This is a genomic window from Peribacillus sp. NPDC096379, assembly GCF_044762875.1.
Lineage (GTDB): Bacteria > Bacillota > Bacilli > Bacillales > DSM-1321 > Peribacillus.
Map to the genome: position 1 here is coordinate 451,124 of NZ_JBIWFD010000003.1, position 26,506 is coordinate 477,629.

Sequence of the window (26,506 nt, forward strand, 5' to 3'; positions counted from 1 at the left end):
GATTTTTGGATATATTTGTATCAAACAAATAACTAGTTCAGGTACAATGAAAAAAGAAATATTGAAGGATGTGTTCTTATGCTTACTTTAGTTAAAGGCCAGAGATTGAATTTGAGTAAACAATACCCTCTCACGAAAAAATGGCGCATCACCGTAGCTTGGGATCTTTCCATGCCTTTGAATCGTAACCTATATGATGTAGACGTATCCGTATTTATGTTGAATGATCAGCGGAAAATTCCGCTTGAAGAGTATTTTATCTTTTATAACCAGCGAGAATCTCCGGACAAGTCTCTGATCATGGCCAATCAAATGCCAAACAATGCCGAACAACAAATTACCATTCATCTTCCCTACATAAAAGACGACATTCATGAAATCCTATTCGTCGTAACCATACATGATGCTGTTGAAAAAAATCAAAGTTTCCAGCATTTTCGTTCCATCAACATGACCATTGAGGACTTTGACACAAACGACACCTTATTTTCCTTTACTGAAAATCAGTTTTATGACGAAACAGCCTTTGAACTTGGTCAATTATACAAAAAAGAGGGTGACTGGCGTTTTAATCCAGTTGGCAGAGGATATAATGCCGGGCTTCAGGAATTCTTGGATCTTTACCATGTAGAAACCGATGAGACTCCTGATTCTGAGCCCGTTCAAATAGCTGAGCCGTTAAAACTCACTAGTTTTGACCTGCTCAAGAAGAAAGTCGATATCGTGTTGGAGAAAAAGGCATTACAGAAAGGAATTGCCCGAGTAGGCGTGGTCCTTGATATATCAGGTTCGATGCGCAGGCTTTACCAAAACGGCACCGTTCAAAACGTCATTGAAAGGCTCCTTGCATTAGCAACCCGCTTCGATGATGACGGCGTTTTAGATGTGTGGATTTATGATAATGAATTTACAAGGATGCCCTCGATTACCGAGAATGATTTCTCCAATTATATCGACCGCGAAATCCTTTCTAATCCACACGTAAAAAAATTCGGTGCCAACAATGAGCCGCCGGTTATGAGAGACGTATTACAAAAGTACTTAGTTGAAGAAAAAAGTAAACTACCAACCTATTTAATTTTCATCAATGACGGTGGCGTTAAAAAGGCAAGTCGCAAACAAGACAATGTTCCAAAAGTATTAATTGAATCATCCACTCAGCCCTTATTCTGGCAATTTGTCGGAATTGGCAACGGAAACTTTGACGTCCTCAGAAAACTCGATGATTTAGAAGGCCGCTTCATCGACAACGCAAACTTTTTTCAAATTGTTGATATCGAAAATGAAAGTGATAATGATTTGTATCATAAATTACTCAACGAATTCCCGTTATGGATGAAAGAAGCGAGAACCAAGCATGTAATTAATTAAGTGCAATAAGAAGAGGGCGAGTAAGTTTAAGCAGAATCACCGGACTTGATGCGTGCTTCCCCCCACCTTTTTAACCATTGCGAGCTGGAATTCAAATTTGCGTGCCGATTTTCAAATTTGCGCGCCAGATCGGTGGGCTTGCGCGCCGGAACCAACACTTTCCGAGCGAGAATGGAGATTTGCACGCCGGGGCCACTTTTGTCGTCTTAGATCGAAATTACTAATAAAACAACTCTCTCCTGATTACGCTTTTTTATAAACTATATGTAGTAATTACGGGGGATGTTATAGGACATCCCCTTATATGAGTACTTTACTTATAATTATTTATAAAGAGTATACCAGTTCTCTTTCTTTACCATGTTATCCCGGCCTCACTTTACTCTTCTACATAGGGAATCGTGAGTGGACCCATTGGCAAAACAGCTACTGACATATCATCACCATAAATCTGTTTTAATTCCTCTAACGTTTGTTCAATATTATGCGAGCTTTTTAGCATGGCCCCGTTCACCTGCTCATCCGTAAGTTTGGAATAAACGTATACATCTGCCCACACTTGTATCACTGTTTGTTTTTGAACTTGCCATTGATCAAACATCTTAAAATTAGGACTGTTTATCAAATCTAATAGCTCTTGAGGACTTTTCGCCATGTCAAAAATCTTCGAATAGTTGCCGTGGCTCGGAAGCCCATCCGAACATTCGGAAGCAATAATAATTGTACCTCCTTTTTTTACGATTTTATGCGCGGCGCTCATCCCCTTCACCGCTTGGTAAAGATTCTGATCAAGAGGGTAGCCTGAATTTGATGTAATGACTACATCAAATCGCTCGGCACACTGTATCATCGCATGTTCCTTAACAAACACACACCCTTTGTCATGTGCTTCGTACAATTCACCGGCAAATACAGCAGTTATTTCTTTGTCTTTATTTAAAGTGACGTTCAACATGAAGTCTGGTTTGCACAGTTGATTTATTTCACGCGTCATGTCTTGAACAGGATTGTTCTCCATGTTTCCCCATGTAGCTTGGGGGTCCCCGATCATTCTTGCATTATGAAATGTCATGATTGTCTCTATCCCAGCAATCCCTGGCATAATACCTTTTGGTCCCCCAGAAAAACCAGCAAAAAAATGGGGTTCAATAAAGCCCGTTACAATCCGAAAATCAGCTTCGACATACTCTTTATTTAAATAAACATCACAACCAAACTTGCTCTGCCCCAAATTAACTAGCGTTTCTTTATCATGACAATTATTGTTAATGATCCGAATATTGTCTACGACCCATTCGCCAAGCATCGAAACAAACTCTTCCCTTGTCTGGTCCCGGTGAGTACCAGTGCCGTTTATTATGACAAACTTCTCTAGTGGAACATGGTTCAATTCCTCAATCAGCCAAGGTACTAGTTTATGATTAGGTGTAGGTCTTGTAATATCACTGATAACGATTGCGACAGTATCCGTCGCTTTAACGGTCTCCTTAAGAGAGTGAGCACCTATTGGATGTCTAAGAGCATGTGTAACCGCCTCTTTTTCTTCCTCAATTCCTGGTAGATGGTTTGGTTCAACCAAGAATATATCATCAGGCAACTCAAGTAACAATCCATCTTTTCCGTACAATAAATTTGTTTTCATATCCATTTCCTTTCCCTGTAAAAATAAGAGTTTCAAAGTAAACATTCAAAAGAAGAGGGTCTTTAAGTAAAAGACAAGAGGGGGTTAGAGCAACCCCACATCTATCTTATATACAGTTCAAGATTTCTAAGTCAGCCGCTTTTAAACATCCTCTTAATGGATAGATGATTGAGTCGCTTTGTTGATGTCATTATTTAGGCCTACCTCTTCAATCGTCCCATCGATCCCACGTTTCTTTTGATATTTATCTACTAAAATAACAGCGATTGGACATAAAATTGCCGTTGTTAACGTAGCAATTGAGATTTGCGCGGTAGCAACGTTTACGATACTGGCATAGCCAGCAGCCTCCGCATTACTCATCATGCCAGAACTTGCTGCAACTGCAGATGCAGCTGCTATCGCTGCCGGGGTAGCTGCGGCATTTCCTGCTGTGGATGCTTCAGCAACAGGACCAATATAACTTTTTTCTTTGAATAACTTGAATACTAGAATGCCAGTCGCAGCAGTAAGCACAGTTGTTAAAATACCGATTGTGAGGCCTGCAGCGACAACGGAAGGGTTGAAGAAATTAGCAAGGTTCATCCCCGCCCCTAAAGCAAAGGCGAAGAAAGGAACAGGCAGGATTTCACCCGGTTTTAAAAAGGCTCGGATTTCAGGATCTAAATTCCCAAGTAACATCCCTAAACCAATTGGCAGTAAAACAGCGATAAATGCAATAACTGGAAAACTAGAACCTAATAAACCTAGAGACATTAGAGTGAGAAACGGACCATCGTTTAAAGATAGGACCGACACCGCGCCAACATCCGAACGGTTTCCATACTGACCCGTTAAGGCTACATACATTCCACCGTTTCCATTTGTCATAGCGGCAATAATAGCCAAGGTAGACAATCCAAGAATCCCATTCATTGGATCGAAAAAGATGCCAAATAGTAGTCCTATTGTAAGACCTGTTAAATATTTTGAAGATGTGAGCAAGACACCTTTCTTAAGCGCTCGCCCTCCCACTTTCAAATTCATCTGGCTTCCGGCACAGAAGAGAAAGAGTGCAATTAATACGAGTGAACCATTTTTAAATAAAGCTTCCGAAAACCCACCGATTCGTAAAAATTCATAAAATCCCTCTGGTGTTTCGGCGACTCCAAGCTTCTTCAAGAAATTCATGACAACAGGGATATGCATTTGATCAATCGTGTTTAGTAGCGCCCCAAACAAAAGAGGAACAACCATTAACCCACCCGGAACTTTTTCTATCGTTTTTTTTATTTTCATATGCCAAACCACCCTTTATCCATTTAGTTGATTATAAAAAAATGAACGAATAACTTGCTCTGAACAATGTTCTAATAATTCACTTGCACGTTCCATTGCTTCACTCAGCATCATCGGTTGATTAATAATACTGTTCACACTCACTACCCCAAATGGATATAAAGTTTCAACGCCAGGTCCAATAGATCCTGCCAGAATGATAGAGGGAATTCCTTGTGATTTAGCGGCTTGTGCTACTCCCATTGGTGTTTTTCCAGATGCTGTCTGAAAGTCAACCTGACCCTCTCCAGTAATCACAAGATCCGCCCCGATAAGCGCTTGCTGTAATTTCGTATATTCAATCACAATGTCGATCCCTCGCCTCATTTCAGCAGGAAAGAACGCTTGAAAAGCTCCGCCAAGGCCTCCGGCTGCCCCAGCACCTGGTCGGTTATGAAGATGGATTCCTGTGACTTTTTCCACTTCATTTGCAAAATGGGCTAAACATTGATCCAACATTTTTACATCTTCTAAAGTCGCTCCCTTCTGTGGGCCAAAAACAGAAGAAGCCCCATCTGGTCCAATGAATGGATTCTGTACATCGGAAGCTATTAGAAAATTCCTCGCTTTAATTCTTTTATCAAATCCACTCATATCGATTGAGTGTATCCGGGCTAATTCAGCTCCACCAAAGGAAATCTCCTTCTCTTCTTCATCTAAAAGCTTCATCCCTAGAGCCTGTAACATTCCAGCTCCTCCATCATTCGTAGCAGAGCCGCCTATTGCTAAAATGAAAGATTGAAACCCATCATCTAAAGCTTGCTTAATTAATTCTCCAGTTCCATAAGTAGTTGTAAGTCTTGGATTAAGCTTGTCAGAGGTAATGTGTGCAAGTCCGGATGCAGACGCCATTTCAATGACACATGTTTCTCCATCACCTAATACGCCGTATTCAGCTTCCACCGCTTCTCCGAATGGCCCAGTAACGGATACATGCTTTCTGCTACCGCCTGTAGCTACAACCAATGTCTCCATCGTCCCTTCACCACCATCAGCTATAGGCAGCAAGACAGTTTCTGCAGCAGGAAATGCCTTTTTAATGCCTTTTTTGATAGAGTTGGCTGCTTCTACTGCACTTAAACTACCTTTAAATGAATCTGGTGCTATAACGATTTTCATAATCCCCCTCCTTTTAAGAAAACGCTTTCATTTTCTAGTTAAATTATAACTGAACTTGACTATTAAAAGCTTCATGTTTAACGTATAAAATACGAGGTTAATTTTCCGAATATTTTGTTCGTAGTAACTAAAACGGGGAGGAATTATGTTAACAAGGAGTATTGCTCATACAATTGTTAAGGAAACTTCGATACGACTTAACCGAAATATTAATATTATGAATGATTCTGGTATTATCATCGCTTCCCGTGATGTTGAGAGAATCGATGATATTCACGAAGGAGCACTTCACGTTTTAAAAACCGGACAGACACTAATAATATCCTCTAATCAGAGTGTCTCTTGGAAAGGTTCTCACCCTGGTATCAACCTCCCTATTGTTTTTCATGACAAGATTGTTGGAGTCATCGGCATTACAGGTAATCCAGATGAAATGGCTGATTTAGGGGAATTAGTAAAGATGACAACAGAGTTAATGATAAAGGCTGAATATATGGCTTCCCAGATGGAATGGAAGAAACGGACAAAAGAAATGATCATTGAAGAATTATTAAAAATTCATCCCTCCTTTGATCAGATTCGTCGTGGTCTTAATTTACTTGGCATTACCTTGCATCCGCCATACAATTCCCTTGTCATTCAAATGGCTGAAGGTACGATTACGAATCATACTATTGTTGAAAAGATAGAAAAAATACTAGGTGAGAACAGCGGAATTGTTGGTTTTATTAACACGAATCGAATCTTTTTGGCTTTTTCCAACCAAACAGAAATGATGGTTAATCAAAGAATTCGGGAAATTTATCATGCATTAAAAAAACGGCAGCTAACATTTCGCCTAGCATTCAGTATTCCGTTTGATTCCCTAAATAGGTTCAGTCAATCCTATCAAGATTGTGATCTAGCACTTGCAATCAGTGATCCTTCTGAAGAGATTATCTCTTTTGCTGACATTGAGCTCAAAGTTTTAATTCATCAACTGAATCGATATGAATCTGAAAGGTTTTACCAAAGAGTCATGACGAAAACACTCATAAAATATGCCGACACTCTTGAAAGTTTTTTTAAAAATAACTTTAACATCCAACAAACCGCGGATGAACTATTTATCCATAGAAACACCTTGATTTATCGTTTGAAGAGAATTGAAGAGGAAACCGGATATAATCCTAAACACTTCAAAGATGCCATCACTTTACAGCTTGCGATTTGGATATCACACAAAATGAAGAATTAAACAAAGTGGATCTTATTTAATGACTCCATTTCGAAAGAACAGGAAGAGGGTATCCCAAAAAGAAAGGTTCTGGCCTTTCTTTTTGGGATACCCTTTTCTTTATATAGAATTAAATAGCTTTTTTCATCTGCCCATCTGCTAAAATAACGGCATTCTCAATATGGGTAGCTCTTATATCGAATACTGGCTTGTCTACTTGTGCCTCACCTGTTAATAACAATTTCACGGCAAGATAAGGGAAGTTTACCCCTGAAAGCGTTGAAATGTGTAAACCACCTGACATACGCGGATTAATTTCTAAAAGCTTCGGAATGCCTTGATTATATTTTACTTGTACATTATACACGTACGGAATGTTGTAAATGTCATGAATCGACTGGGCTAATTGGAGTAGCTCAGGTACTTCCTCAAGCTCACGAATCCTTCCCCCCGCTTTCTTACGAGGTACAGCTGCAAGAAGTTCTCCTCCATAAGCCAGGCAATCAATGCTATATTCAAAATCAGCCAAATATTCCAATACCATTAATGATTGAAAAGAAGGTTCTGTTGACAAAATTTTATAGGCTTCAGTAAACGAAATTTTATGTGATACATTACCAAATAAATCTTTCAACCCGTCCTCTTCATCTTTAATTACTCTGAATCCTTCACCGCCCCTACCGTCAACCGGTTTGAGGCAGACCGTTTTCCCACTGCTATGTAATTGATGGTATGCTTTTGCAAATTGCTTAGCGGTTGTTACAATATGATAGTCCGGTATAAATTTCGCTAATCCATTTTTCTCGAAAGATTCATAGAGCTTTCCTTTATCCGATATTGTCTCCATTAACAAATAATCATGAATCACTAAGACGCGCGTCCCTACCTCATCGAATCGTTTAAGCTGCTTCGAGATTTCCAATGCGTGCTGATATGGTATGAATACATCAATCTGATTCTTTTTACAAAAATTAACACAATATTGGATATACGCTTCGCCATCTATGTCAGGCTCCGTTTCTGAATGGTCACACACATGAAAATACACCGTATTTGAATTAGAATGCGTCCCGAAAATCTCGAACTCCATTCCATCAGGATTATTTTTTATCGCTTCAATAAAATGATACGCTGTCGAAAACCAGCGATTGAACCAAATTCTTTTCTTCATCTAATATTTCCTCTCTTACACTTATTAGGCATCATTATGATATAGTTTTACCATTTTCATAATAATTTATTCTATAATTCTCCAAGAAAGCTTTTCTCCACAAAAGCATGGATGCCGATTTAATGGTAAGAAACGATTTACACATGTATCTGATGTACAAAAGGTTTATCCCGGTTTAACCTCCCACTGTCCCACTGATTGAAGTTCCACTTTATTTTTTATTCCCTTTCATCATTTGCGAACCGATTGCACCAACTATTAAAATGATAAATGAAATGATATTCGTGTCTTTAAAAAAGGTTGTAAAGGGAACATTCAGAAATAAAAACACAGCCGTCATAATGCGTCCTACTAATAAGACAAGCCCGATTACTAACATCCAATTAAATAGTTTCTCTAAAAAAACCATCGAATTCCCCTTTATTATTTATTTAATAACTTCCCTCATCCAGTCGCTTTTTGTACAATTTTAATTAATTCATTACTATATGTTTCTAAATCTACTTTTTGAGTATGGTTTGGATGAACCATCATGTATTCTCCAATTGCTCCTTGAATCATATTCGCCATGACATGGATATTAAACGCACCAAATTCTCCTTTTTCTTGGCCCTCACGTAAGATTTCTCGAAGTTCATGCAAAATGACATCATCTTCTTCTTCATCATTTAATTTATAATACGGAATATTTTCTGGTGTTCTTGCATTGAAAATAATTTCTAATAAAGCTGCATTATGACTAGGGTGAGTGCCTTGATAAGCCAAACTAGATTCGATAAACACATGCAATTTCTCTCGAGGGGTGCTTTCCATTTGTACTCGAGTAAGTATGTAAGTCGAAGAACTTTCAACCAGCTTCATAAGAAGTTGATTCATTAAATCACTTTTATCAGAAAAATGATAAGAAATTAATGCTGTACTAACACCAGCTGTTTTTGAAATTTTTGACAAACTTGTCTTCACATAGCCTATTTCATCGAGCGTTTTAATCGCTGCCTTAATGATTTGCTCACGTCTTGCTTCTGCTATAAATGACTGGTTTCCCTCTACAGGTGGCTTATTTTCATTCACAAAATATCTCCTCACTTTTGTTCACAAGATCAGGAATCAAAATAAATACTTCTGATAAATATTAATTGATCGTTTAATTATTTATTTGATTAATCAATCAAAGAATATCATAGGTGATGAGACAAGGGCAAATAAAGTAAATCTTCAATCAGTAGGGAGTTCTTCATCCCCCACTGATTGAAGTTTTACTTTTATTAGACTCATCTTTTACAACAATCTTCGACTTGCCTGTATAGAATAGGGCCTCTTGGGATGTACCGACTTACGATTCAATGGTTTCATCGGATCTTTTCGTAGAACCAATCCATTAATTATCTAAATTTTCGATCAATTTTATAATCATTTTTTATTCTAAATTGACTATACAAGTTCATCAAACAAGTAATTAAGGCTTTCAGTCATCGATGGATGGGTATAGATTTGATTTTTCAAAGTATAATAAGTATCTCTCGTATCCATATTATATTTAATTAAATTTATGATTTCATACGATTCTGCACAAAAAAGAGCTGCACCCAAAATTTTATCTGAATCTTTCTCAACAATTACTCGTAACATTCCTTCAGTTTCACCTATTAATTTCGCCCTTGGAATATCAGCCGCTGCCAAAGTAAACAGATCGAAGTTCAGATTTTTCTCTGTTGCTTCTTTTTCAGTCAAACCAATTCTGGATAGAGGAGGGTCAATAAATACCGAATAGGGTAGATATCCTCTTTTCTCTTGGTTATATTCCTTTCCTCCAGTTAATTGATCCGCTACGATTCGGTAATCATCTAAGGAAACATACGTAAATTGTGGTCCACCCTTCACATCACCGATCGCAAAAATATGAGGTGTAGATGTTCGCAACTGATTATCGACAACAATCTCTTTTCGCTTACCCGTTTTAACGCCTGCTTTTTCCAACTGTAAACCATCGGTGTTTGGCTTTCGACCTGTTGCCAGTAATATAGCGTCAGATTGAAAAATTCTTTCAGATTTTTCCTTCGTAAACTCGATAACTAGTTGATCTCCTTCTACTTTTTTACTTTGTGCTTGTAGATAGATTTCGATCCCTTTCTTTTCCAATGTCTCTCGAACAGCTTTAGCGACATTTTCATCCTCTTTTGGCAGGAATGTGTCCCCTCGATCAAAAATGCGGACTTTGGAGCCAAAATCTGCATACATTGAAGCAAATTCCAAGCTGATATATCCACCGCCAATAATGGATAAAGTTTGTGGCAATCTTTCTTCATTAAGAAGTGTATCGCTCGTATATACAACCGGGTTATTCTTAATGCCAACAATATCAGGAAGAACTGGCGTTGCACCTGTATTAATAATAATCGTTTCCGCTTTTATTTGAATCATTCCATTTTCTTGTTCGACAGAAAGAGTATGTTCATCAACAAATGAAGCAAATCCATCAATCACTTCTGCCACTTCCGATTTATTCACTTTTTTATAGTTGCCAAGACGCAATTTATCGATAAATTCCTTCTTACTTACCATCACAGAAGCATATGCCTTTGCTTTTTCGTCCCACTCTTGATTTTTATGAACTTGTAATTTTTTCGCTTCATGAATCAAATATTTGGTCGGAATACAAGCCACATTAATGCATGTCCCTCCATACATTTTCTTCGATTTTTCAACTACCGCAATTTTCCTCCCCCGTTTACCAAGAAAGGATGCCAGTGTTTTCCCACCTTTACCGAATCCAATAATAGCCACATCATATTGTTTCATTTAAACTCTCTCCTTTCCTTTTTCGCACTCTTTCTTACTATTCCCCTAATAATAAGAACCACAAATGTGATTGTGTATTCTAAACTAGATTCTCGCTCCCAAAAACATCCTTTCAGTCAACTGATCGTGCTTATACATCAATACCCACATCCTCCATAAATAAACGGTTCATTTTCTTAACATGTATGTTTTATATTTAAGTTTAACGCATGGAATACGTATAAAAAAAGATGACTCAACTAGGGATTTCTCCCGTTTAAGTCATCTTGTCAACTTAATTTGCCGTGTCTTCCAATTGTCGGTTGTAGAGTCCATAGTAAAATCCTTTTTCCTGAAGCAATGAGCTATGTGATCCTTTTTCAATAATTGCACCGTCTTTTAGTACAAGGATTTGGTTTGCTTTTTGAATCGTATTCAATCGATGTGCAATGACGAAACTAGTTCTTCCTTTCATTAGTCGTTGCAGGGCTTCTTGGATCTTCACTTCAGTAATCGTATCAATACTGCTAGTTGCTTCATCTAAGATTAAAATGATCGGATCAGCCAAAATCGCTCGAGCAATGGAAAGGAGCTGCCTTTGTCCTTGACTGATTCCGCCTCCGTCTTGCATCAGCTTTGTTTCATACTGATTCGGGAGCTTCATAATAAACGAGTGAGCATTTGCCTGTTTAGCAGCGTTCAGTACTTCTTCGTCGGTTGCATCCAGTCTGCCATAACGGATATTTTCTATGATCGTTCCTTGGAATAGGAACGAATCTTGCAAAACAAAGCCCATATGCCGACGTAAACTCGACCGCTTTACGTGTTGAATATCATGACCGTCGACAAGAATACTGCCGCTGTCTGGATCATAAAAACGAGATAGCAAATTAATAAGGGTTGTTTTTCCTGCTCCAGTCGGACCTACAAGTGCAATCGTTTCTCCTGGAGATACGCCAAAACTTACATCATGTACAGTATTCCCTGACTTTTCATAGGAAAAAGAAACAGACTGAAAGGCAACGTGTCCTTCTACAACGCTCAACTCTTCCGCATCCTTCTCATCCCGTTCTTCAATCTCTTCATCTAAAATTTCAAATACACGTTCAGCCCCTGCAACAGCAGATAACAATGTATTAAATTGGTTAGCTAAATCATTTAACGGCCGAGTAAATTGCCTAGAATACTCGGTGAAAATTACGATGGTTCCAATTGAAATTTGCCCTTTTAATGCCAGATACCCGCCAAATCCAGCAACAATGGCAAAGCTGAGGTTATTGAGCATATTCATTAGTTTCGGGATAAACCCGGAATAGGCTTGAGCCAAATAACCTGACTGCTTCAATTTTTTACTACGTTCAATAAAGTCCTCAATCACTTTATCTTCTTGCGAAAAAGTTTTCACGATTCGTTGTCCAGAAATCGTTTCCTCAATAAATCCATTTAAAGAGCCCAGATTTCGCTGTTGTTCTTTAAATAATTTTCCTGTCCGTCCTGTAATCCATCTCATTCCGTAAAACATGATGGGTACGATGATGAGCGTTAACAAGGTTAATAACGGACTAAGCCAAAGCATAACTGCTATCGTCCCACTTAACGTCAGGACACTTGAAAAAATTTGAATGACCGAGCTGTTCAAAGTCGAACTGACATTTTCAATATCATTGGTTACTCGACTCATTAGTTCACCATGCTTGCGGTGGTCGAAAAATGGAATCGGCAGTTTATGCAAATGCCCAAAAAGCTGTTGTCTCATCTGATAAACTGAATCTTGAGCGATGCCGATCATCCAGTAGTTTTGTAGCCAAGTCGATAGTGAGTAAAACACGTAGACGATAAATAAGCCTATAAGCATCATTGTTAATCCGTTAGACTTTTTCATTACAATAAATTCGTCAACGGAGACGCCTACTAAATACGGACCAAGTAGCCCCAACCCTGAGCTCACCACGACCATGAATAACACGAGAAACAGCATCGTTTTATTCGTTTCCAGATAGCTCCAGATCCGTTTAACGGTCCCCATCCAATTTTTCATTTTCACTTTTGATTTCTTATCATTATGATGAGTGGGAGGTACTCTTTTCAACGGTCAGTCCCTCCTTTCCCATTTGAGACAGCACAATCTGCTGATATAATGAATGACTAGCCACAAGCTGTTCATGCGGGCCTTTTGCAATCAGTTCCCCTTCTTCAAGCAACAAAATTTGATTGGCTTCCTTAGCGGTACTCACCTTTTGCGTTATGATCAATGTCGTACATGTATAGCTTTTTAATGCATTCAACAGCTTAGCTTCTGTTTTTAAATCCAGCGCACTTGTACTATCATCTAGTAGCAGTATTTTTGGCTTTCTAACTAACGCACGGGCAATAGCTAATCGCTGCTTTTGCCCTCCGGAAAGATTGACCCCTTTTTGACCAAGTGGCGTGTCATATTGATTCGTAAGCGCAGAAACCGTTTCATGAATTTGCGCATCTTTGGCCGCCGTAATGATTTCCGCTATACTCGCATCATCTTTTCCCCATGCGATATTATCTTGAATCGAACCTGAAAAGAGCAGTGCCTCCTGTGGGACAAAGCCAATTTTTTTCCGCAATACGTCTAGCTTCATGGTCGTAATATCTTCACCATCGATTGTAATTTGACCTTGGTCGACATCAAATAGCCGCGGGATCAATTGAAATAGCGATGTTTTTCCTGAACCAGTAGCCCCCATAATTGCAATCGTTTCGCCTGCTTTTGCCGTAAAGGTAATATTCCGTAAAGCATCCGTATCCGCTGTTGGATATCGGAATGAAACATCTTTGAATGTAATTTCCCCGCTATGAATCTCATTTCCTCTGCTTTCTTCTTTCGTGTCAAGTAAATCAACTTTTGTGTCCAATACATCGTTAATTCGACTCGCGGATGCTTGAGCACGAGAAATGGACATAATTAACCAGGATAATACAGATAACGAAGATGTGATTCTTGTCGCATAGTTGACAATAGCAACCACTTCTCCAACTTGAACAGTACCAGTAGCCATTTTCTTTTGCCCAAGCCACAGAATGATAATAAGTCCCACATTCATGACAAGTAACAGAATCGGTGTTGACACTTCAATGAATCGTAGTGAAGATGCTGTTTTCTTTTGTAAAGCATCATTTGCCTCATTAAATCGACTTGCTTCATGTTCTTTACGTAAGAAAGCTTTAATGAGGCGCATTCCCATTAAATTCTCCTGCATGACTCCATTTACGTTATCCAGCTTTTCTTGAACAAATCGAAACATCACCGATGCCCGCTTCATTACCCAGGCTAAAAACAAGATGAGCACAGGAATCGAAATTAAGAGGACCAACGCCAATTTCCAGTTAACAAGCAAAGCCATTACTGTACCGAGAATGATAAGTAACGGCGCACGGAGCATGATCCTCATCGCCATAAACACAGTATTCTGCAAAACTGTAACGTCATTCGTCATCCTAGTAATCAGTGATGATGTTGGATATTTTGTTAAGTTGGTGAATGAAAACGCTTGTACTTTCTTGAACAAATGACTTCGAATGTCATAGCCAAAACTTTGGCTCACATGTGACGCAGCAAACGAGTTAATGATTCCACCGATAAAGGAGAAGATAGAAATCCCCACCATTACACTTCCCCATTTGATGACAACGGAAAGATTCTCCTGCATAATACCATCATCAATTATTTTTGCCATTAACAGCGGTTGCAGCAACTCCACACCTAATTCAGCCAGCATAAGGAAAAGAGCGAGCGCCACCATCATTCGATAAGGCTTTAAATACGAATAAATCTTCATACACTTCACCATGATTTCCTTTCGCAAAATTTCTATTTCAAAGTAAACAAGTGTAAGTTCTGTGAGCAATGAACTTTGACTAATCTGTTCCTGTTCCCGGCCTTGGTTTTACACCGGCCTGTCTCGCATCATGCAAGCCTTCATTTAAGGAACTATTTAGTGAAACGAAAGATCGATTCTTTTATCATACAATTATTTTCGATATTTTTAAATAGTCTGAATTATACTTTATCATCCTTCTCTTAAAAAACCGAATAACTTTTCTATTATTCCCTTGACATATTTGATAAAATAAGAGAAGATTTAATTGATAATGATTTTCAATATCATTATCGACTTCTGAATCTCGAAAAATTATGCTCTTAGCATAATAGATTGCTTAAATGGTGAGCCTACTTATTAGTAGCCACTATAGATGAATTGCTGATTCCCATATGTGTTTCATGCTTATAACTTAAAAATAACTAGAATATTGCCCCCTCTTTATTCCAGATGTTTTTACCCCCTACTTTTAAGCATATATGGGATCAGCATTTTCTTTTGAATATTTACTGAATTCTTTATATACTACAGGTAACATACATATTAACAGTTATGCTATGTAATCCGTTTACACACAGTTCTTCAATCACATTCAGATGAAGGAGTCTATTAAAAATGAGCTTATCGACCATTATTAAAGAGAGACGTACAGTGAAACGCTATAAGGATACACCGGTTTCTGTTGACTTGATTCAAGAGCTGCTAGAGACGGCTGTTTGGGCGCCGAACCACAAGATGACGCAGCCTTGGCGCTTCATCTTTGTTCAAGGAGACAGCCTGATCGCGTTAGCTGAGGCTGCTCGTAATGCAGCCATGACTAAGGAAAAAGATCCTGCGAAAAAGGAGGCTGCGGGTCAACGTGAGTTTAATAAAGTCAGTACCCCTCCCTCCATTCTTCTTGCTGTCATGAAGGAAGATCCTAACCCTGTTACTCGTGAAGAAGATTTGGCAGCTATAAATTGCGTCATTCATAATTTCACATTATTGGCATGGGAACAAGGACTAGGAACATTTTGGGCGACCTATGCCACGATTTTTGCTACGCAATTCCGGGAAACTGCAGGCGTGCAACCAGGAGAAAAAATCGTTGGTAGTATTCATGTCGGTTATCCAGATATGATTCCAAATCCACGTGAGCGCAAATCTATTGAAGAAATTTTCACTGTTTTATAATTTTAAAAGGGTAAACGCGAACAAGCGCTTACCCTTTTTTGAACTTTAAAATACACTTAACGGATTGCCGGGATTTTAATTTTCACCGTAAACTCTTCTTCTTTATATACAAAATCCAGGAAACCATGATGTTCCTTAATAACATCATGAATCAATTTGGTTCCGAGCCCTTCATGCTCACCCGTTTTCGTTGTTTTTCCATACGTTTCAAACAATGAATCTAAAATGGGCGTCGGAATCGGTTTACTATGATTCTTGCAAATTAATACATATAACCCACTTCTTTTATACAATTGCAAACTAAGCAAAGCTTCTTTCTTATGTTCACTTTGCCATTCCTCGCAAGCATCAATACTATTGGATAAAAGATTGCCTACCAGTGTAACGATCTCTTTATCTGACAGCGGCAATGTAGATAATGGCAAATCCAAATCATAGACGACTGAAATTCCAGCATCTTGTGCCCGTTGATACATTTGATGCAGTATTCCCGCGACCATCCCTTTCTCTCCTTTAATCGACAGATTCGTTTCTTTATATCCATCGACTAAATCATCTAAATAAGCCTTAGCCTCTCCATTCTGTTCATTTTCCAGCATAAAGTGAATTGCTGAAACATGCTTAAGGAAATCATGCCTTTCACTGCGAACTACACGAAACGTTTCATTAAAGTGAGTACGTTCTTCTTCAAATTGCTTTCCCTCTACTAACAATGCTGAAACTTTCCATGCGCAGTTTTGCCTGACTGTTTCAATAGCGACAAATAATAAAAACGGAACAAGATAAATGAACGATGGCTTATTAACTGCATAAATAGATAGCAACAAAAGCTGCATAACCAGTAACATTCCATTGAAACTTCTTCCTAAACTCGCTATCTGTATGAATGTTTTTTTAAAGAAGTAATAAATGATTCCTATCACTAGTACACATGGTATATAGATAGGTATTCCCCAAGGTAATAGCATCAAAAGCGCATGCAAATGAACAATCCCAAGCACTGCGATAAATCCCCAATACATCAGAAACGGTTTCAAGTCTTCTCCATCCTTTAAAAATAATGATTTTGTAAAAACTCTACTTTTTCCTTTGTAATCATCGCCTGTTCTTCCATTCCTTCAAAGGTGACGATATAAGAAGTTTTTGCATAGAGCGAGAAGTTTTTCACATAGTGAATATTAATGATGAATGATCGATGGGAGCGAAGGAAATCCCGCTCACGCAATTCACCTTCTAATTCATTAAGAGTTTGATAGGTTTTTATCGGACCTGACTTCGTATGTATCGTTGTCGATCGGCCAGACCTTTCGATAAAAACAATATCCTTCTTTTGAATAATATGTATATCGTTTTTTTGCTTTAAGTATAGTCTACCTGTAATCTCAGCCGATTTAGATTTCTCCATCAACCGCTCAATCGATTGTATTAATCGATCCTTTGAGTAAGGCTTCATGATATAGTCGTGTACATTCAATTCAAAAGCATGCACCGCATATCCACTCGTACCTGTAACGAATATGACCGAAATGTCTAGCGCATGAGAATGAATAATATCCGCCAGCTCATAGCCAGATAAATTCGGCATTTCAATATCCGCAATCAATAAATCAATCGATTCCTTCTTGATCTGATCATACGCTTCTTCCGCGGAAACGGTCGAGAACACAACCTCTACGTCTGAAATTCCTTGCACAATAGCAAGTAACTTATCTAAATCGATCATTCGATCATCTACAAGACCAACCTTCATACAATCACCCTCATTTGCCTGTTGCTTCTTCTATTTTACCATCTCAACATGGAAAAATGACCTTTTCGCGACAATAAATGGTATTTTTACGACATAGTTGCAGATTCCTTCCAGAATTCTTTGTATGATAAGAACAAGAAAACAAACGAGTCAGGAGGAATGAAAATGATTGAAATTCATGAAGTGACAAAAAAGTTCCAAGATAAAAAAGTATACATTACCGCATTAAAGCATGTTTCTTTTTCTGTAAAAAAAGGCCAGGTGGTTGGTTTACTCGGTGAGAACGGTGCTGGAAAAACAACTTTGTTGCGAACGATCGCAACTCTGCTTACGCCAACAGACGGGCAAGTATTCGTAGCGGGATATGACACATTGAAACATGCAGATCAAATCAAAAAAAGAATTGGGGTATTGTTCGGTGGTGAAACTGGGTTATATGATCGCTTAACTGCCCGTGAAAACCTCGAGTATTTCGCCATGTTATACGGATTAAGCAAACATGAAACGAAGGTACGTATCGATGACTTGGCAAAAATGTTCGGGATGAAAGACTATCTAAATAGGAAAGTAGGCGGTTTTTCCAAAGGGATGCGTCAAAAGGTCGCCATCGCAAGGACGCTGATTCATAATCCTGATATTATCCTGTTTGACGAACCGACAACAGGTCTCGATATTACATCATCCAATGTCTTCCGTCAGCTCGTCCATCAGCTAAAGCGCGATGGAAAGACGATTATTTTCTCAAGCCATATCATGGAAGAGGTTTCTATGCTTTGCGACACAGTGGCGATGATGCATAAAGGAGAACTTGTCTATCATGGCGACCTAGAAAATCTTTACAAATCTGAAGGTAGCCGCGATTTAAACTATATTTTCATGAGCAAACTTGTAAGGGGGAATGGAAACTATGCTTCTTAATATCTATCTAAAAGAAATCAAGGATTGCTTCCGAGATCGAAGGACTTTATTGCTGACTGTTCTTCTGCCGATTGTCATGATGACTGGTTTAACATTATTTTATGAAAAATTAGTCTCCGATGGTGGCGATGATACGTACAAACTTGCTGTTGATACCTCTTTCGGTACAGATGAAGCGAATATTTTTGAGGCCTATAAGAATATTGAACTTGTTAAGTCTATAAATCCCGAAAAAACCGTACAGGATGGAGACGCACAAGCTGCCCTTTTATTAACGCCTGGTTTTATCCACAATATTGAACACGCTAATGAAGCGTCGGTAACACTTATTGGCGATTCTTTCAGCCAAAACTCAGCTAACCTAATGAACATCGTTACGAATGCTTTATCCAACTATGAAATGTCTGTTATTTCAGATCGTTTGCAAGCCCAAGAAATAGATTCAGCATTAATCGAGCCATTTACGATTCATCAAAAAGAAATGTCCGAAGAAAACCCTAACATTAATTTAATTGCGATGTTAATTCCAATGATGTTAGCTCTTGCAATTGGTATAGGTGCAGGTCCAGCAGCTTCCGATTTATTCGCTGGTGAAAAAGAAAAGAAAACGATGGAAGCTCTATTAATGACACCAGTAAAACGTTCCACCTTGCTTCTCTCAAAATGGTTAACAATCTCAACCATTGGTGCCATAACTGGAATCATCACGTTAGTCGTTGTAGCATTAGAAATTACCCTTTTAACAGAAAACCTAAAAAAAGCTGTTTCATTTGGTGACAACGCCTACCTGGTCATCAGTCTAGCTATATTAGTTTCGATCATCTATGCTATGTTCATTGCATCCCTTCTTATGGTGACAAGCATCATTGGGAAAACTATCAAGGAATCACAAAGCTACAGCACACCAATCCTAATGGTTGCAGTCTTCCCAACTTTATTTACTTCAACTATAGGGATTAATGAACTTTCATACCAGCACTTTGTCATTCCAATCCTAAACATATTCAGCCTGCTAAAGGAATTAATCTTTGGCATCATCAACTATGAACATATTATGCTTACAATCGGCAGTAACCTCATTTGCATGATTCTCTTCTTCATCATCGGAAGAATCATGTTCATGAAAGATAAATGGGTAATGAATTAAATTAAAAGGATGACTCTCGGTAAAAAACTTCCCCTGAGTCATCCTTTTTCTTATTTATTAAAATTTAATTTTCCTTATTCCGAGTAGCAAAAAAACACACCCAAATAGTAGTAAAATACCCACATTGTCTAAAATAGCAAAGAAAGTACTCCCACTCGCAATTTCCTCAATTCCTCTCATCGCCCAGGTTTGCGGTAAAAACTCAGCCATTTTTTGCATAAAAACTGGCTCAATTTCTAGTGGCCAGTATACGCCTGCAATCATACATGTGGAAATTACAAGAAGATTACTAAGCATCGATTGCTGTTCAATGGTCTTTACTGTTGTGGCAATCAGTAAACCCAGTCCGACAATTGCAAGTATTAGTGCAGATAATAAAATCAGGAGATAGAAAGGATTACCCCAGCTAACATCAAACAAAAAATGAGTAGTAAGAATTAATACACCAAATTGAATCCAGCCGATTAAGAAGAAAGATAATAAATAGCCAACAGCAATTTCAGTTCTGCTGGCAGGCATAATCATTAACCTCTGCCAGACACCATTCGTTCGTGCCTCTAGAATCGTTCCGGTCACACTCAGCACACTTATCATCAGAAACATGATGGAAAATCCTGAAGCACTTCTTGATAAACTGTCTTGTGAATGCTGGTTTATTTCTAGCGTCGTCTTTTTACTAACTGTTGCTTCTTTTGCATCATCCCTTAGTTTCGTAAACATTGTCTCCCAGTTCTCCCCTGTCAACTTGCTCCATTCTTTAGAAGCCACAGCTCGGATACGCGTTTCCGCAAGTTTGTTAGCAATAAACTCCGTTAGCACTTCACTCCCTGTAAATTCAGGTACCCGTTGCAGGGACAATACCGGTATTTTCGCATTCATTTCTTCTTCAAACCCTTTATCAATTGTAAGTACGACAGGAGTAGTCTTTTCTTTTAATTGCGATAATGCAACAGTTTTTGATTCCTGTTCTACTTGAAATAAGCGTTGATCTTCTACCATTGCAGTGACAAACGAAGAAGACAACATCGATTGGTCTTGATCAACCACTAGTACCCTTTGAACCGGTTCCTCATCAGTTGTGAACAAATGCCCAAACAGCAATGTAAACACTAATGGCATGGCAAACATGACCAGATAATTACGTCGGTTGGAAAACACCATTTTTATCTCCCACATACAAAGCGCCCATATCTTCTTCATTTGGCACCACCTTTAAATCCTGATTCCAACCTTAGGATTGCAATCAGTAAAGAAATAATTCCAATCGACAATAAGACCATAATAGGCGTGAGTAGTTCCGCCCAAGATACACCGCTCATACTATCTAACCAGCCGGTCAGTGCCCAGCGATTAGGTGTGAACTTAGATAAACTCTTTAAGGCATCAGGAAATTGTGATAACGGCAGCATGGAACCCCCTATTAATGCGAAAATTTGTACCCCAACTCCACTAATTAGATCTAATGTTTTCAATTCGGTAATAAACGCAGCTAGAATCATAGATATTCCAGCAACGGCTACTCCGTATGCAAGACCCGTCGCAATGACCTGCCATGCATGATTTCCCCAATCCACTTGAAATACGATCAAAGTTGCCAAATAGAAAAGCAGAAATTGTATCGATGCGAAAAGAAACGTGCCATAAAATTTACCAAGAATAATAGATGTATTGCTGATAGGGGCACTTCTAAGCCTTGCTAGCGTATTACTTTCCCTTTCTTTCGTAATGGACTTCGCTCCTATTGTCACATTAAATAATAAAAACATCGCCGCCATTGCCGCTGTATAATATTGCATGGCAGAAACGGACTTCTCACCAATAGATGTCTCTCTAAACGTGACTTCTTGATTACTAGCCGATTGAATGGTTTCGATTATATGTTCCATAGAAGCAGCTTGGTTTGTTTCTCGTAAATGAGCAACAACCGTATTGGTCGTATTTGAAATGACTTGGCTCCTTTTAATAAATGAATCAATAATAGAAGTAATGACAGAGGCTTTGAGCTGTTTTTGGGGATCTGTCAGCAGTTCTGCTCCTTGAAGCCTTCCTTCTCCTAACTGAATACTCCAATCACTCGGTATCATGACAGCAACGTCAATTTCTCCTGATTTCAACATTGTCTCAAGTTTCTCTCTTGTCATTGCTGTTTTCAATTTTACAAAGGACGTTTTCTTTAATACTTCATTTTTCAATGACTCACTTAATGGATCCGATTCATTACTGATCAATCCAACAATTGTTTCTGGGAATTCAGTATCTTCACCAAAAACATTCTTAAGTGCCGATCCTAAAATCGCTGTTAATAGCAATGGCATGATTAGCATCATAATGATTCCACGGCGGTCTTTAATCCGAATCAAAAAATCATTCCAAGCGATAAGTAAACTCTTCATTCTATCCCTCCTAATCTCGTAATGAACGTCCGGTTAATTGTAAAAACAGACTCTCTAAATTAGGTTCTTTTCGATTAAAGGAAAGAATTTGAATATTCTCTTGAACCAATTTGGCAATCACATCACTCGTTGTATTCATTCCTGGCGCTACCAATAATTGTAATGTATGATTCTCATGATCCACTTGAACACTCTCTACTTTTGATATATTTTTCAATTCAGTTACTACCGCTTCGGTGATCGAACTAACATGCAAATCCAGTAGTGTCCCACTTGAAAGGCGATTAATTAATTCAGTTTTCGAGCCAACTGCAATCATCCTTCCATGATCGATAATCCCAATTCGATTACATAAGAAATCGACTTCTTCCATGTAATGACTCGTATAAATGACCGTCATGCCATTCTGGTTTAATTGTTGCACCGTTTCTAGAATATGATTGCGCGATTGTGGATCAATGCCGACTGTCGGTTCATCCATAATTAATAATTCGGGTGCATTCATAAGAGCGGCACCAATATTAATTCTTCTTTTCATTCCACCAGAAAACGTTTCAATTTTCTGTTTCGCTTTTTCCTCTAGTCCGACTGTTTCCAGAACCTCTGCTGCCTTTTTTCTAGCAGCCGATCGGTTCAACCCATACATTCTTCCCCAGAATACTAAATTGGAATATGCCGACATCGTCGGATACAATGCGATTTCTTGAGGAACAATGCCGATTTTCTTCTTAACAGCCATGGGATCCTGCTTCACCGATCTGCCCCCTACTAAGATTTCTCCTGTATCATACGGAAACAATCCACATATGAGTGAAATCGTCGTGGATTTACCCGCACCATTAGGACCTAAGAGCCCAAATGCCTCCCCTTTCTTTACTGAAAAAGAAACATCACACACTACTTCATTTTTATGAAATGACTTACTTATCTGATTAACCTGCAACATTTGCTTCCCTCCCTCTTCCTATTTTCATCATATGAGAGGTGGCGAGACTTTCCATCTAGCTTCCGATAGAAATTGAAGCATAAAAAAAAGACCTTCACTATGCTGAAAGTCATGAATGCTTGGGTCAAGATAGTGCTCAGAACTTAAGGAAAAGTAACTACCCCATATCGAACAGCAAAAATCGCCGCTTGTGTTCGATCGCGGAGCTCTAACTTATTAATAATGTTCGATACATGGTTTTTTACTGTGCCTTCGGTAATAAACAGGGTATTAGCAATTTCTTTATTGTTGTACCCATAGCCTAAATATTTCAACACGTCCACTTCACGACTTGTTAATTCATGAAAAGTAGCGGGAACCTCCACTTCATTTGACGCAGAATCGAGATGCTTAATTCTCTTCATTTCTTTCACCATTTGACCAGTTGCTTCTGGGGGAAGGACAATTCCTCCTGACTGGACCGTCAACATCGCCTGGACAATTGTGTCAGTCGACATATCTTTCAATAAATACCCACTCGCTCCTTCTTCTAGTGCTGAAAAGATTAATTCACTATCATTAAATGTCGTCAGCATCAAGACCTTCATCTCCGGAAAATGAGATTTGATTAGCTTTGTTCCATCAACCCCATTTACACCTGGCATCCGGATATCCATTAAGATCATGTTCAGTTGTTTTCGTTTGGCGCATTCGTATGCTTCTTGTCCGTCAGTTGCCGTTCCAACAACATCAACCTCTGAACGCAAACTTAAGAGTGCAGCCAACCCTTCTCGTATAAGCGGTTGATCATCTACAATCAAAACCTTTATCATATGTCTCCTCCAATGATCCATTGCTTTTTTGTAAGCGCAAATTCAATATACGTGTAAAATCCCTTTCCCTCGATACTCTCAAATCGCAGTGTCCCATCATGTTCCTTCATCCGTTCTTTCATATTCCTTAGCCCGAACCCTGGTTTGATTTCATTTATGCCTATTCCGTTATCTGTAATGTTCAATGTAATTTTCTCTGGGAAGCAGCCAAGATGTATCGTGCTCATTGTTGCTGCACCATGTCTTTTCGCATTCGTTAGCGTTTCCTGAATGACTCTACTTATCGTAAGCTGCAATGACGTGGGGATGATAGCTGGATCCCCTTCTAATTCTAGAACGGATTGCATATCAGTAGAATGATGAAAGTCTTCAAGCATGATACGGACTGATTGAATAAAAGATATCGATTCAGTCGTATCATTTTCAAGTGTTTTTACCGAAAAACGAATCTCTTCTAAAGCACTCCGAACCAAGTTATCACAAACTCCTACTATTTCTTTTGATTTCTTTTCATCACGATTCATAAGTTCTTTTACCAGCTCTAATTGGACAAGTAAGGCAGTCATTTTATGCCCCACCGTATCATGAATCTCTCGTGCAATCCTATTTCGCTCACGAATTAATGTTAATTGCTCAAGTTGCTGTGAATATTGAGTCAACTGTTGGTGAGCTTGGGATAGCTCTGTATGGGACTCATTTAATTGTTTATACTGTTTACGGACCGTTTCGCTTGCAGCAAACAGCCTGTGAATTAAATTCCCAACAACCGCTCCAAATACGACAAAGCAAAAATTGGCTACATTTTCAAAGAAAAGAATTTGACTGGTGTGAATATACGCGAAAAATAACGCAAAGCTCCATAATAGGAAGAAGACAAAAATATGGACTCCCAGTATTTTTTTTCTTGCTTCTACAATAAATAATGTAATAGCTGTAACGCCAACAAGTATTAAATATAGAGTCGTTCCTGGAAAAACAAAGGCAAACAGAAAACTTAGTACCCCGTCAACATTAATAGCTGCAAGGCGCCACTTTCCTGGGTCAAAATAAAATTGACACACATGATTGGCAATAAATACTAGAGCAGCGATTCCGATAAAGATTTGTACACCACTATTATTTGAGGGAGTACTCGTAAAATAAATTAAACTGATTAATAGAAACATGACAATTCTGAGATTCGTTAACCAAATTCCCATACTTCCCCTCCCCTTCCAATGTTTACTTTTTTCATAACAAGAAAATCATATCATGAAAAGGGGTTTCAAAAATAAAAAGACAAACACATCAACTGTGTCTGCCCATTTTGTTATACATTCACCGCTACATTTGTGAAAAACTCCTGATATAATGCACGAACGGCTTTTTCTTCATCTCGCGCTTTGATACCAAACATCATGCTTACTTCCGAGGAGCCTTGGTTAATCATCTCAATGTTTACTTTTGCATTAGCAAGAGCCTTCGAAGCCCGAGCTGTCGTACCTACATTATGCTTCATTCCTTCACCGACAACCATAAGCAAAGCGAGATCATGCTCCACCTTCACTTCATCGGCATGAAGTTCATTCATGATTCTCTCCACAATGTTAGTCTCAATTTCTTTGTTCAATCGGTGCTCTCTTAAAATAATCGTCGTATCATCAATTCCTGATGGAATATGTTCATAAGAAACATGAAAATCTTCTAAAATTTGTAGTAATTTGCGTCCAAACCCAATTTCACGGTTCATTAAGTACTTTCCTACATAAATGCTACAGAATCCTTTGTCACTAGCAATCCCAACAACAGGACCATTCTCGTTTTCACGAGTATTGACAACTTTTGTCCCAGGTGCAGATGGATTATTCGTATTTTTTATTTGCACGGGAATTCCTGCACGAAAAGCCGGGAAGAGCGCTTCATCATGGAAAACGGAGAATCCTGCGTAAGATAACTCGCGCATTTCACGATATGTAAGTTCCTTGATTGGCTTCGGATTTTCAACGACAGAAGGGTTAACTGAATAAACAGCATCCACATCCGTGAAATTCTCATACAAATCCGCTTTCGTTCCATTGGCGAGAATTGAACCCGTAATATCTGAGCCACTTCTAGAAAAAGTTACAACTTCTCCAGCGTCGTTATAGCCAAAGAAGCCTGGAAAGACAAGAATGCCTGATTGATCACGAAGCTTTGAGAGCTGTTCATACGATTCTGGGAGGACTTGCGTATAGCCTTCTTCGTCCGTGACGATGAGCCCTGCTGATTGTGGATTAATGTAATGGGCCTCGATCCCCTGTTTACGAAAATAAGCGGCAACCAGCTTCGCATTATTATCTTCTCCACTCGCTTTAAGTGCGTCAATATATCTTGTTGGCTTGCTTTGATTACCATGAAGTAGACTGATGAAGTGTTCACGAATTTCCGCAATTACCTGTTCTTCCAGCTCTAATTCTTTAGCTATTTCAGCATATCGGCCCATAACCATCTCTAATAAATCCATTGCATCATCGCCAGCAAGCTGAGCCTCTGCACAAGCAATTAATAAATCCGTTACTTTTATATCTTCAAAATTTCGTTTCCCTGGAGCCGATACGACAACAATTTTCCGTTCCGAGTCCGAGATCACGATATCAAATACTTTTTTTAATTGTTCACCCGATGCAAGTGAAGAACCACCAAATTTCACAACTTTCAAATCATACAACCCCTATAAATAGAATTATCAGTTAATATTATCTTATTATTACGCTAAACGACTAAATAAGCAAGAGAAATTCTTTTCATGTGTACATTTGTACTTTTATAGAGGACACCCATTCCCCCCATAGAATTGATTTAGGAGCTAAATCATCTTATAACTATGAAAGTTTTCATACATTCATTTTAGGTAGCGGGCGTTATCAATGTGGGTATTATTGGC

Annotated in this window: 22 protein-coding genes and 1 pseudogene; 6 read left to right on the forward strand and 17 right to left on the reverse strand. The window is 38.7% G+C overall.

The window, feature by feature from the left end:
• Nucleotides 1-78 precede the first annotated feature (78 nt).
• A pseudogene (locus ACIQZI_RS16200) lies at nt 79-612 on the forward strand (TerD family protein); the annotation flags it as partial.
• Between the two features lie 54 nt (nt 613-666).
• Complete coding sequence (locus ACIQZI_RS16205) at nt 667-1,371, forward strand: vWA domain-containing protein (protein WP_403075213.1); 705 nt, start codon at nt 667-669, stop codon at nt 1,369-1,371.
• A 379-nt stretch (nt 1,372-1,750) separates the two neighbouring features.
• On the opposite strand, the gene larA is transcribed toward ACIQZI_RS16205, so the two are convergent.
• From larA to ACIQZI_RS16220, 3 genes are all read right to left on the reverse strand, one after another.
• A complete protein-coding gene (larA, locus tag ACIQZI_RS16210; RefSeq protein ID WP_403075216.1) occupies nt 1,751-3,013 on the reverse strand; it encodes a nickel-dependent lactate racemase in 1,263 nt (420 codons plus the stop codon).
• Between the two features lie 153 nt (nt 3,014-3,166).
• On the reverse strand, nt 3,167-4,291 hold the full coding sequence (locus ACIQZI_RS16215; RefSeq protein WP_403074693.1) for a 2-keto-3-deoxygluconate permease: 1,125 nt from the start codon (nt 4,289-4,291) through the stop codon (nt 3,167-3,169).
• Nucleotides 4,292-4,306: 15 nt separating this feature from the next.
• On the reverse strand, nt 4,307-5,449 hold the full coding sequence (locus ACIQZI_RS16220) for a glycerate kinase (protein ID WP_403074696.1): 1,143 nt from the start codon (nt 5,447-5,449) through the stop codon (nt 4,307-4,309).
• A gap of 145 nt (nt 5,450-5,594) precedes the next feature.
• Here ACIQZI_RS16220 and ACIQZI_RS16225 point away from each other — a divergent pair, with 145 nt between their 5' ends.
• On the forward strand, nt 5,595-6,686 hold the full coding sequence (locus ACIQZI_RS16225; RefSeq protein ID WP_403074698.1) for a CdaR family transcriptional regulator: 1,092 nt from the start codon (nt 5,595-5,597) through the stop codon (nt 6,684-6,686).
• A 109-nt stretch (nt 6,687-6,795) separates the two neighbouring features.
• Here the strand turns inward: ACIQZI_RS16225 and ACIQZI_RS16230 are convergent, their stop codons facing one another.
• From ACIQZI_RS16230 to ACIQZI_RS16255, 6 genes are all read right to left on the reverse strand, one after another.
• Complete coding sequence (locus ACIQZI_RS16230; protein WP_403074700.1) at nt 6,796-7,836, reverse strand: ATP-grasp domain-containing protein; 1,041 nt, start codon at nt 7,834-7,836, stop codon at nt 6,796-6,798.
• 211 nt (nt 7,837-8,047) lie between these two features.
• On the reverse strand, nt 8,048-8,245 hold the full coding sequence (locus ACIQZI_RS16235; protein ID WP_403074703.1) for a hypothetical protein: 198 nt from the start codon (nt 8,243-8,245) through the stop codon (nt 8,048-8,050).
• Nucleotides 8,246-8,280: 35 nt separating this feature from the next.
• The gene (locus ACIQZI_RS16240; protein WP_403074706.1) at nt 8,281-8,907 is read right to left on the reverse strand and encodes a TetR/AcrR family transcriptional regulator; all 627 of its coding nucleotides are present in this window, start codon (nt 8,905-8,907) and stop codon (nt 8,281-8,283) included.
• Nucleotides 8,908-9,267: 360 nt separating this feature from the next.
• Complete coding sequence (locus ACIQZI_RS16245) at nt 9,268-10,635, reverse strand: FAD-dependent oxidoreductase (RefSeq protein ID WP_403074708.1); 1,368 nt, start codon at nt 10,633-10,635, stop codon at nt 9,268-9,270.
• Between the two features lie 274 nt (nt 10,636-10,909).
• Nucleotides 10,910-12,652: an ABC transporter ATP-binding protein gene (locus tag ACIQZI_RS16250; RefSeq protein WP_403075219.1), complete on the reverse strand. Its 1,743-nt coding sequence runs from the start codon at nt 12,650-12,652 to the stop codon at nt 10,910-10,912.
• A 22-nt stretch (nt 12,653-12,674) separates the two neighbouring features.
• Complete coding sequence (locus tag ACIQZI_RS16255; RefSeq protein WP_403074710.1) at nt 12,675-14,423, reverse strand: ABC transporter ATP-binding protein; 1,749 nt, start codon at nt 14,421-14,423, stop codon at nt 12,675-12,677.
• Between the two features lie 657 nt (nt 14,424-15,080).
• On the opposite strand from ACIQZI_RS16255, the gene ACIQZI_RS16260 reads away from it, so the two are divergent.
• Nucleotides 15,081-15,638 (forward strand): nitroreductase family protein, encoded by a 558-nt coding sequence (locus ACIQZI_RS16260; RefSeq protein ID WP_403074712.1) that lies wholly within the window; start codon nt 15,081-15,083, stop codon nt 15,636-15,638.
• 56 nt (nt 15,639-15,694) lie between these two features.
• Here the strand turns inward: ACIQZI_RS16260 and ACIQZI_RS16265 are convergent, their stop codons facing one another.
• Together ACIQZI_RS16265 and ACIQZI_RS16270 are read right to left on the reverse strand one after the other, a co-directional pair.
• On the reverse strand, nt 15,695-16,675 hold the full coding sequence (locus ACIQZI_RS16265) for a sensor histidine kinase (RefSeq protein ID WP_403074715.1): 981 nt from the start codon (nt 16,673-16,675) through the stop codon (nt 15,695-15,697).
• A 14-nt stretch (nt 16,676-16,689) separates the two neighbouring features.
• A complete protein-coding gene (locus tag ACIQZI_RS16270; protein WP_062184494.1) occupies nt 16,690-17,388 on the reverse strand; it encodes a LytR/AlgR family response regulator transcription factor in 699 nt (232 codons plus the stop codon).
• 165 nt (nt 17,389-17,553) lie between these two features.
• Between ACIQZI_RS16270 and ACIQZI_RS16275 the strand changes: the two genes are divergently transcribed.
• Both ACIQZI_RS16275 and ACIQZI_RS16280 read left to right on the forward strand, forming a co-directional pair.
• Nucleotides 17,554-18,306, forward strand: a complete 753-nt coding sequence (locus tag ACIQZI_RS16275) for an ABC transporter ATP-binding protein (RefSeq protein WP_403074719.1) — start codon at nt 17,554-17,556, stop codon at nt 18,304-18,306.
• Nucleotides 18,296-19,453 (forward strand): ABC transporter permease, encoded by a 1,158-nt coding sequence (locus ACIQZI_RS16280; RefSeq protein ID WP_403074722.1) that lies wholly within the window; start codon nt 18,296-18,298, stop codon nt 19,451-19,453. Before ACIQZI_RS16275 ends, ACIQZI_RS16280 begins: the two co-directional genes overlap by 11 nt.
• A gap of 57 nt (nt 19,454-19,510) precedes the next feature.
• Here the strand turns inward: ACIQZI_RS16280 and ACIQZI_RS16285 are convergent, their stop codons facing one another.
• The 6 genes from ACIQZI_RS16285 to ACIQZI_RS16310 form a co-directional block, all read right to left on the reverse strand.
• Complete coding sequence (locus ACIQZI_RS16285; protein ID WP_403074725.1) at nt 19,511-20,653, reverse strand: ABC transporter permease; 1,143 nt, start codon at nt 20,651-20,653, stop codon at nt 19,511-19,513.
• Complete coding sequence (locus ACIQZI_RS16290) at nt 20,650-21,846, reverse strand: ABC transporter permease (RefSeq protein ID WP_403074728.1); 1,197 nt, start codon at nt 21,844-21,846, stop codon at nt 20,650-20,652. The genes ACIQZI_RS16285 and ACIQZI_RS16290 overlap by 4 nt, the downstream gene beginning before the upstream one ends.
• A 10-nt stretch (nt 21,847-21,856) precedes the next feature.
• The gene (locus tag ACIQZI_RS16295; RefSeq protein WP_403074731.1) at nt 21,857-22,792 is read right to left on the reverse strand and encodes an ABC transporter ATP-binding protein; all 936 of its coding nucleotides are present in this window, start codon (nt 22,790-22,792) and stop codon (nt 21,857-21,859) included.
• A gap of 143 nt (nt 22,793-22,935) precedes the next feature.
• Nucleotides 22,936-23,604: a response regulator gene (locus ACIQZI_RS16300; protein WP_403074734.1), complete on the reverse strand. Its 669-nt coding sequence runs from the start codon at nt 23,602-23,604 to the stop codon at nt 22,936-22,938.
• A complete protein-coding gene (locus ACIQZI_RS16305; RefSeq protein ID WP_403074736.1) occupies nt 23,601-24,803 on the reverse strand; it encodes a histidine kinase in 1,203 nt (400 codons plus the stop codon). The genes ACIQZI_RS16300 and ACIQZI_RS16305 overlap by 4 nt, the downstream gene beginning before the upstream one ends.
• 110 nt (nt 24,804-24,913) lie before the next feature.
• A complete protein-coding gene (locus ACIQZI_RS16310; RefSeq protein ID WP_403074738.1) occupies nt 24,914-26,281 on the reverse strand; it encodes an aspartate kinase in 1,368 nt (455 codons plus the stop codon).
• Nucleotides 26,282-26,506 lie beyond the last annotated feature (225 nt).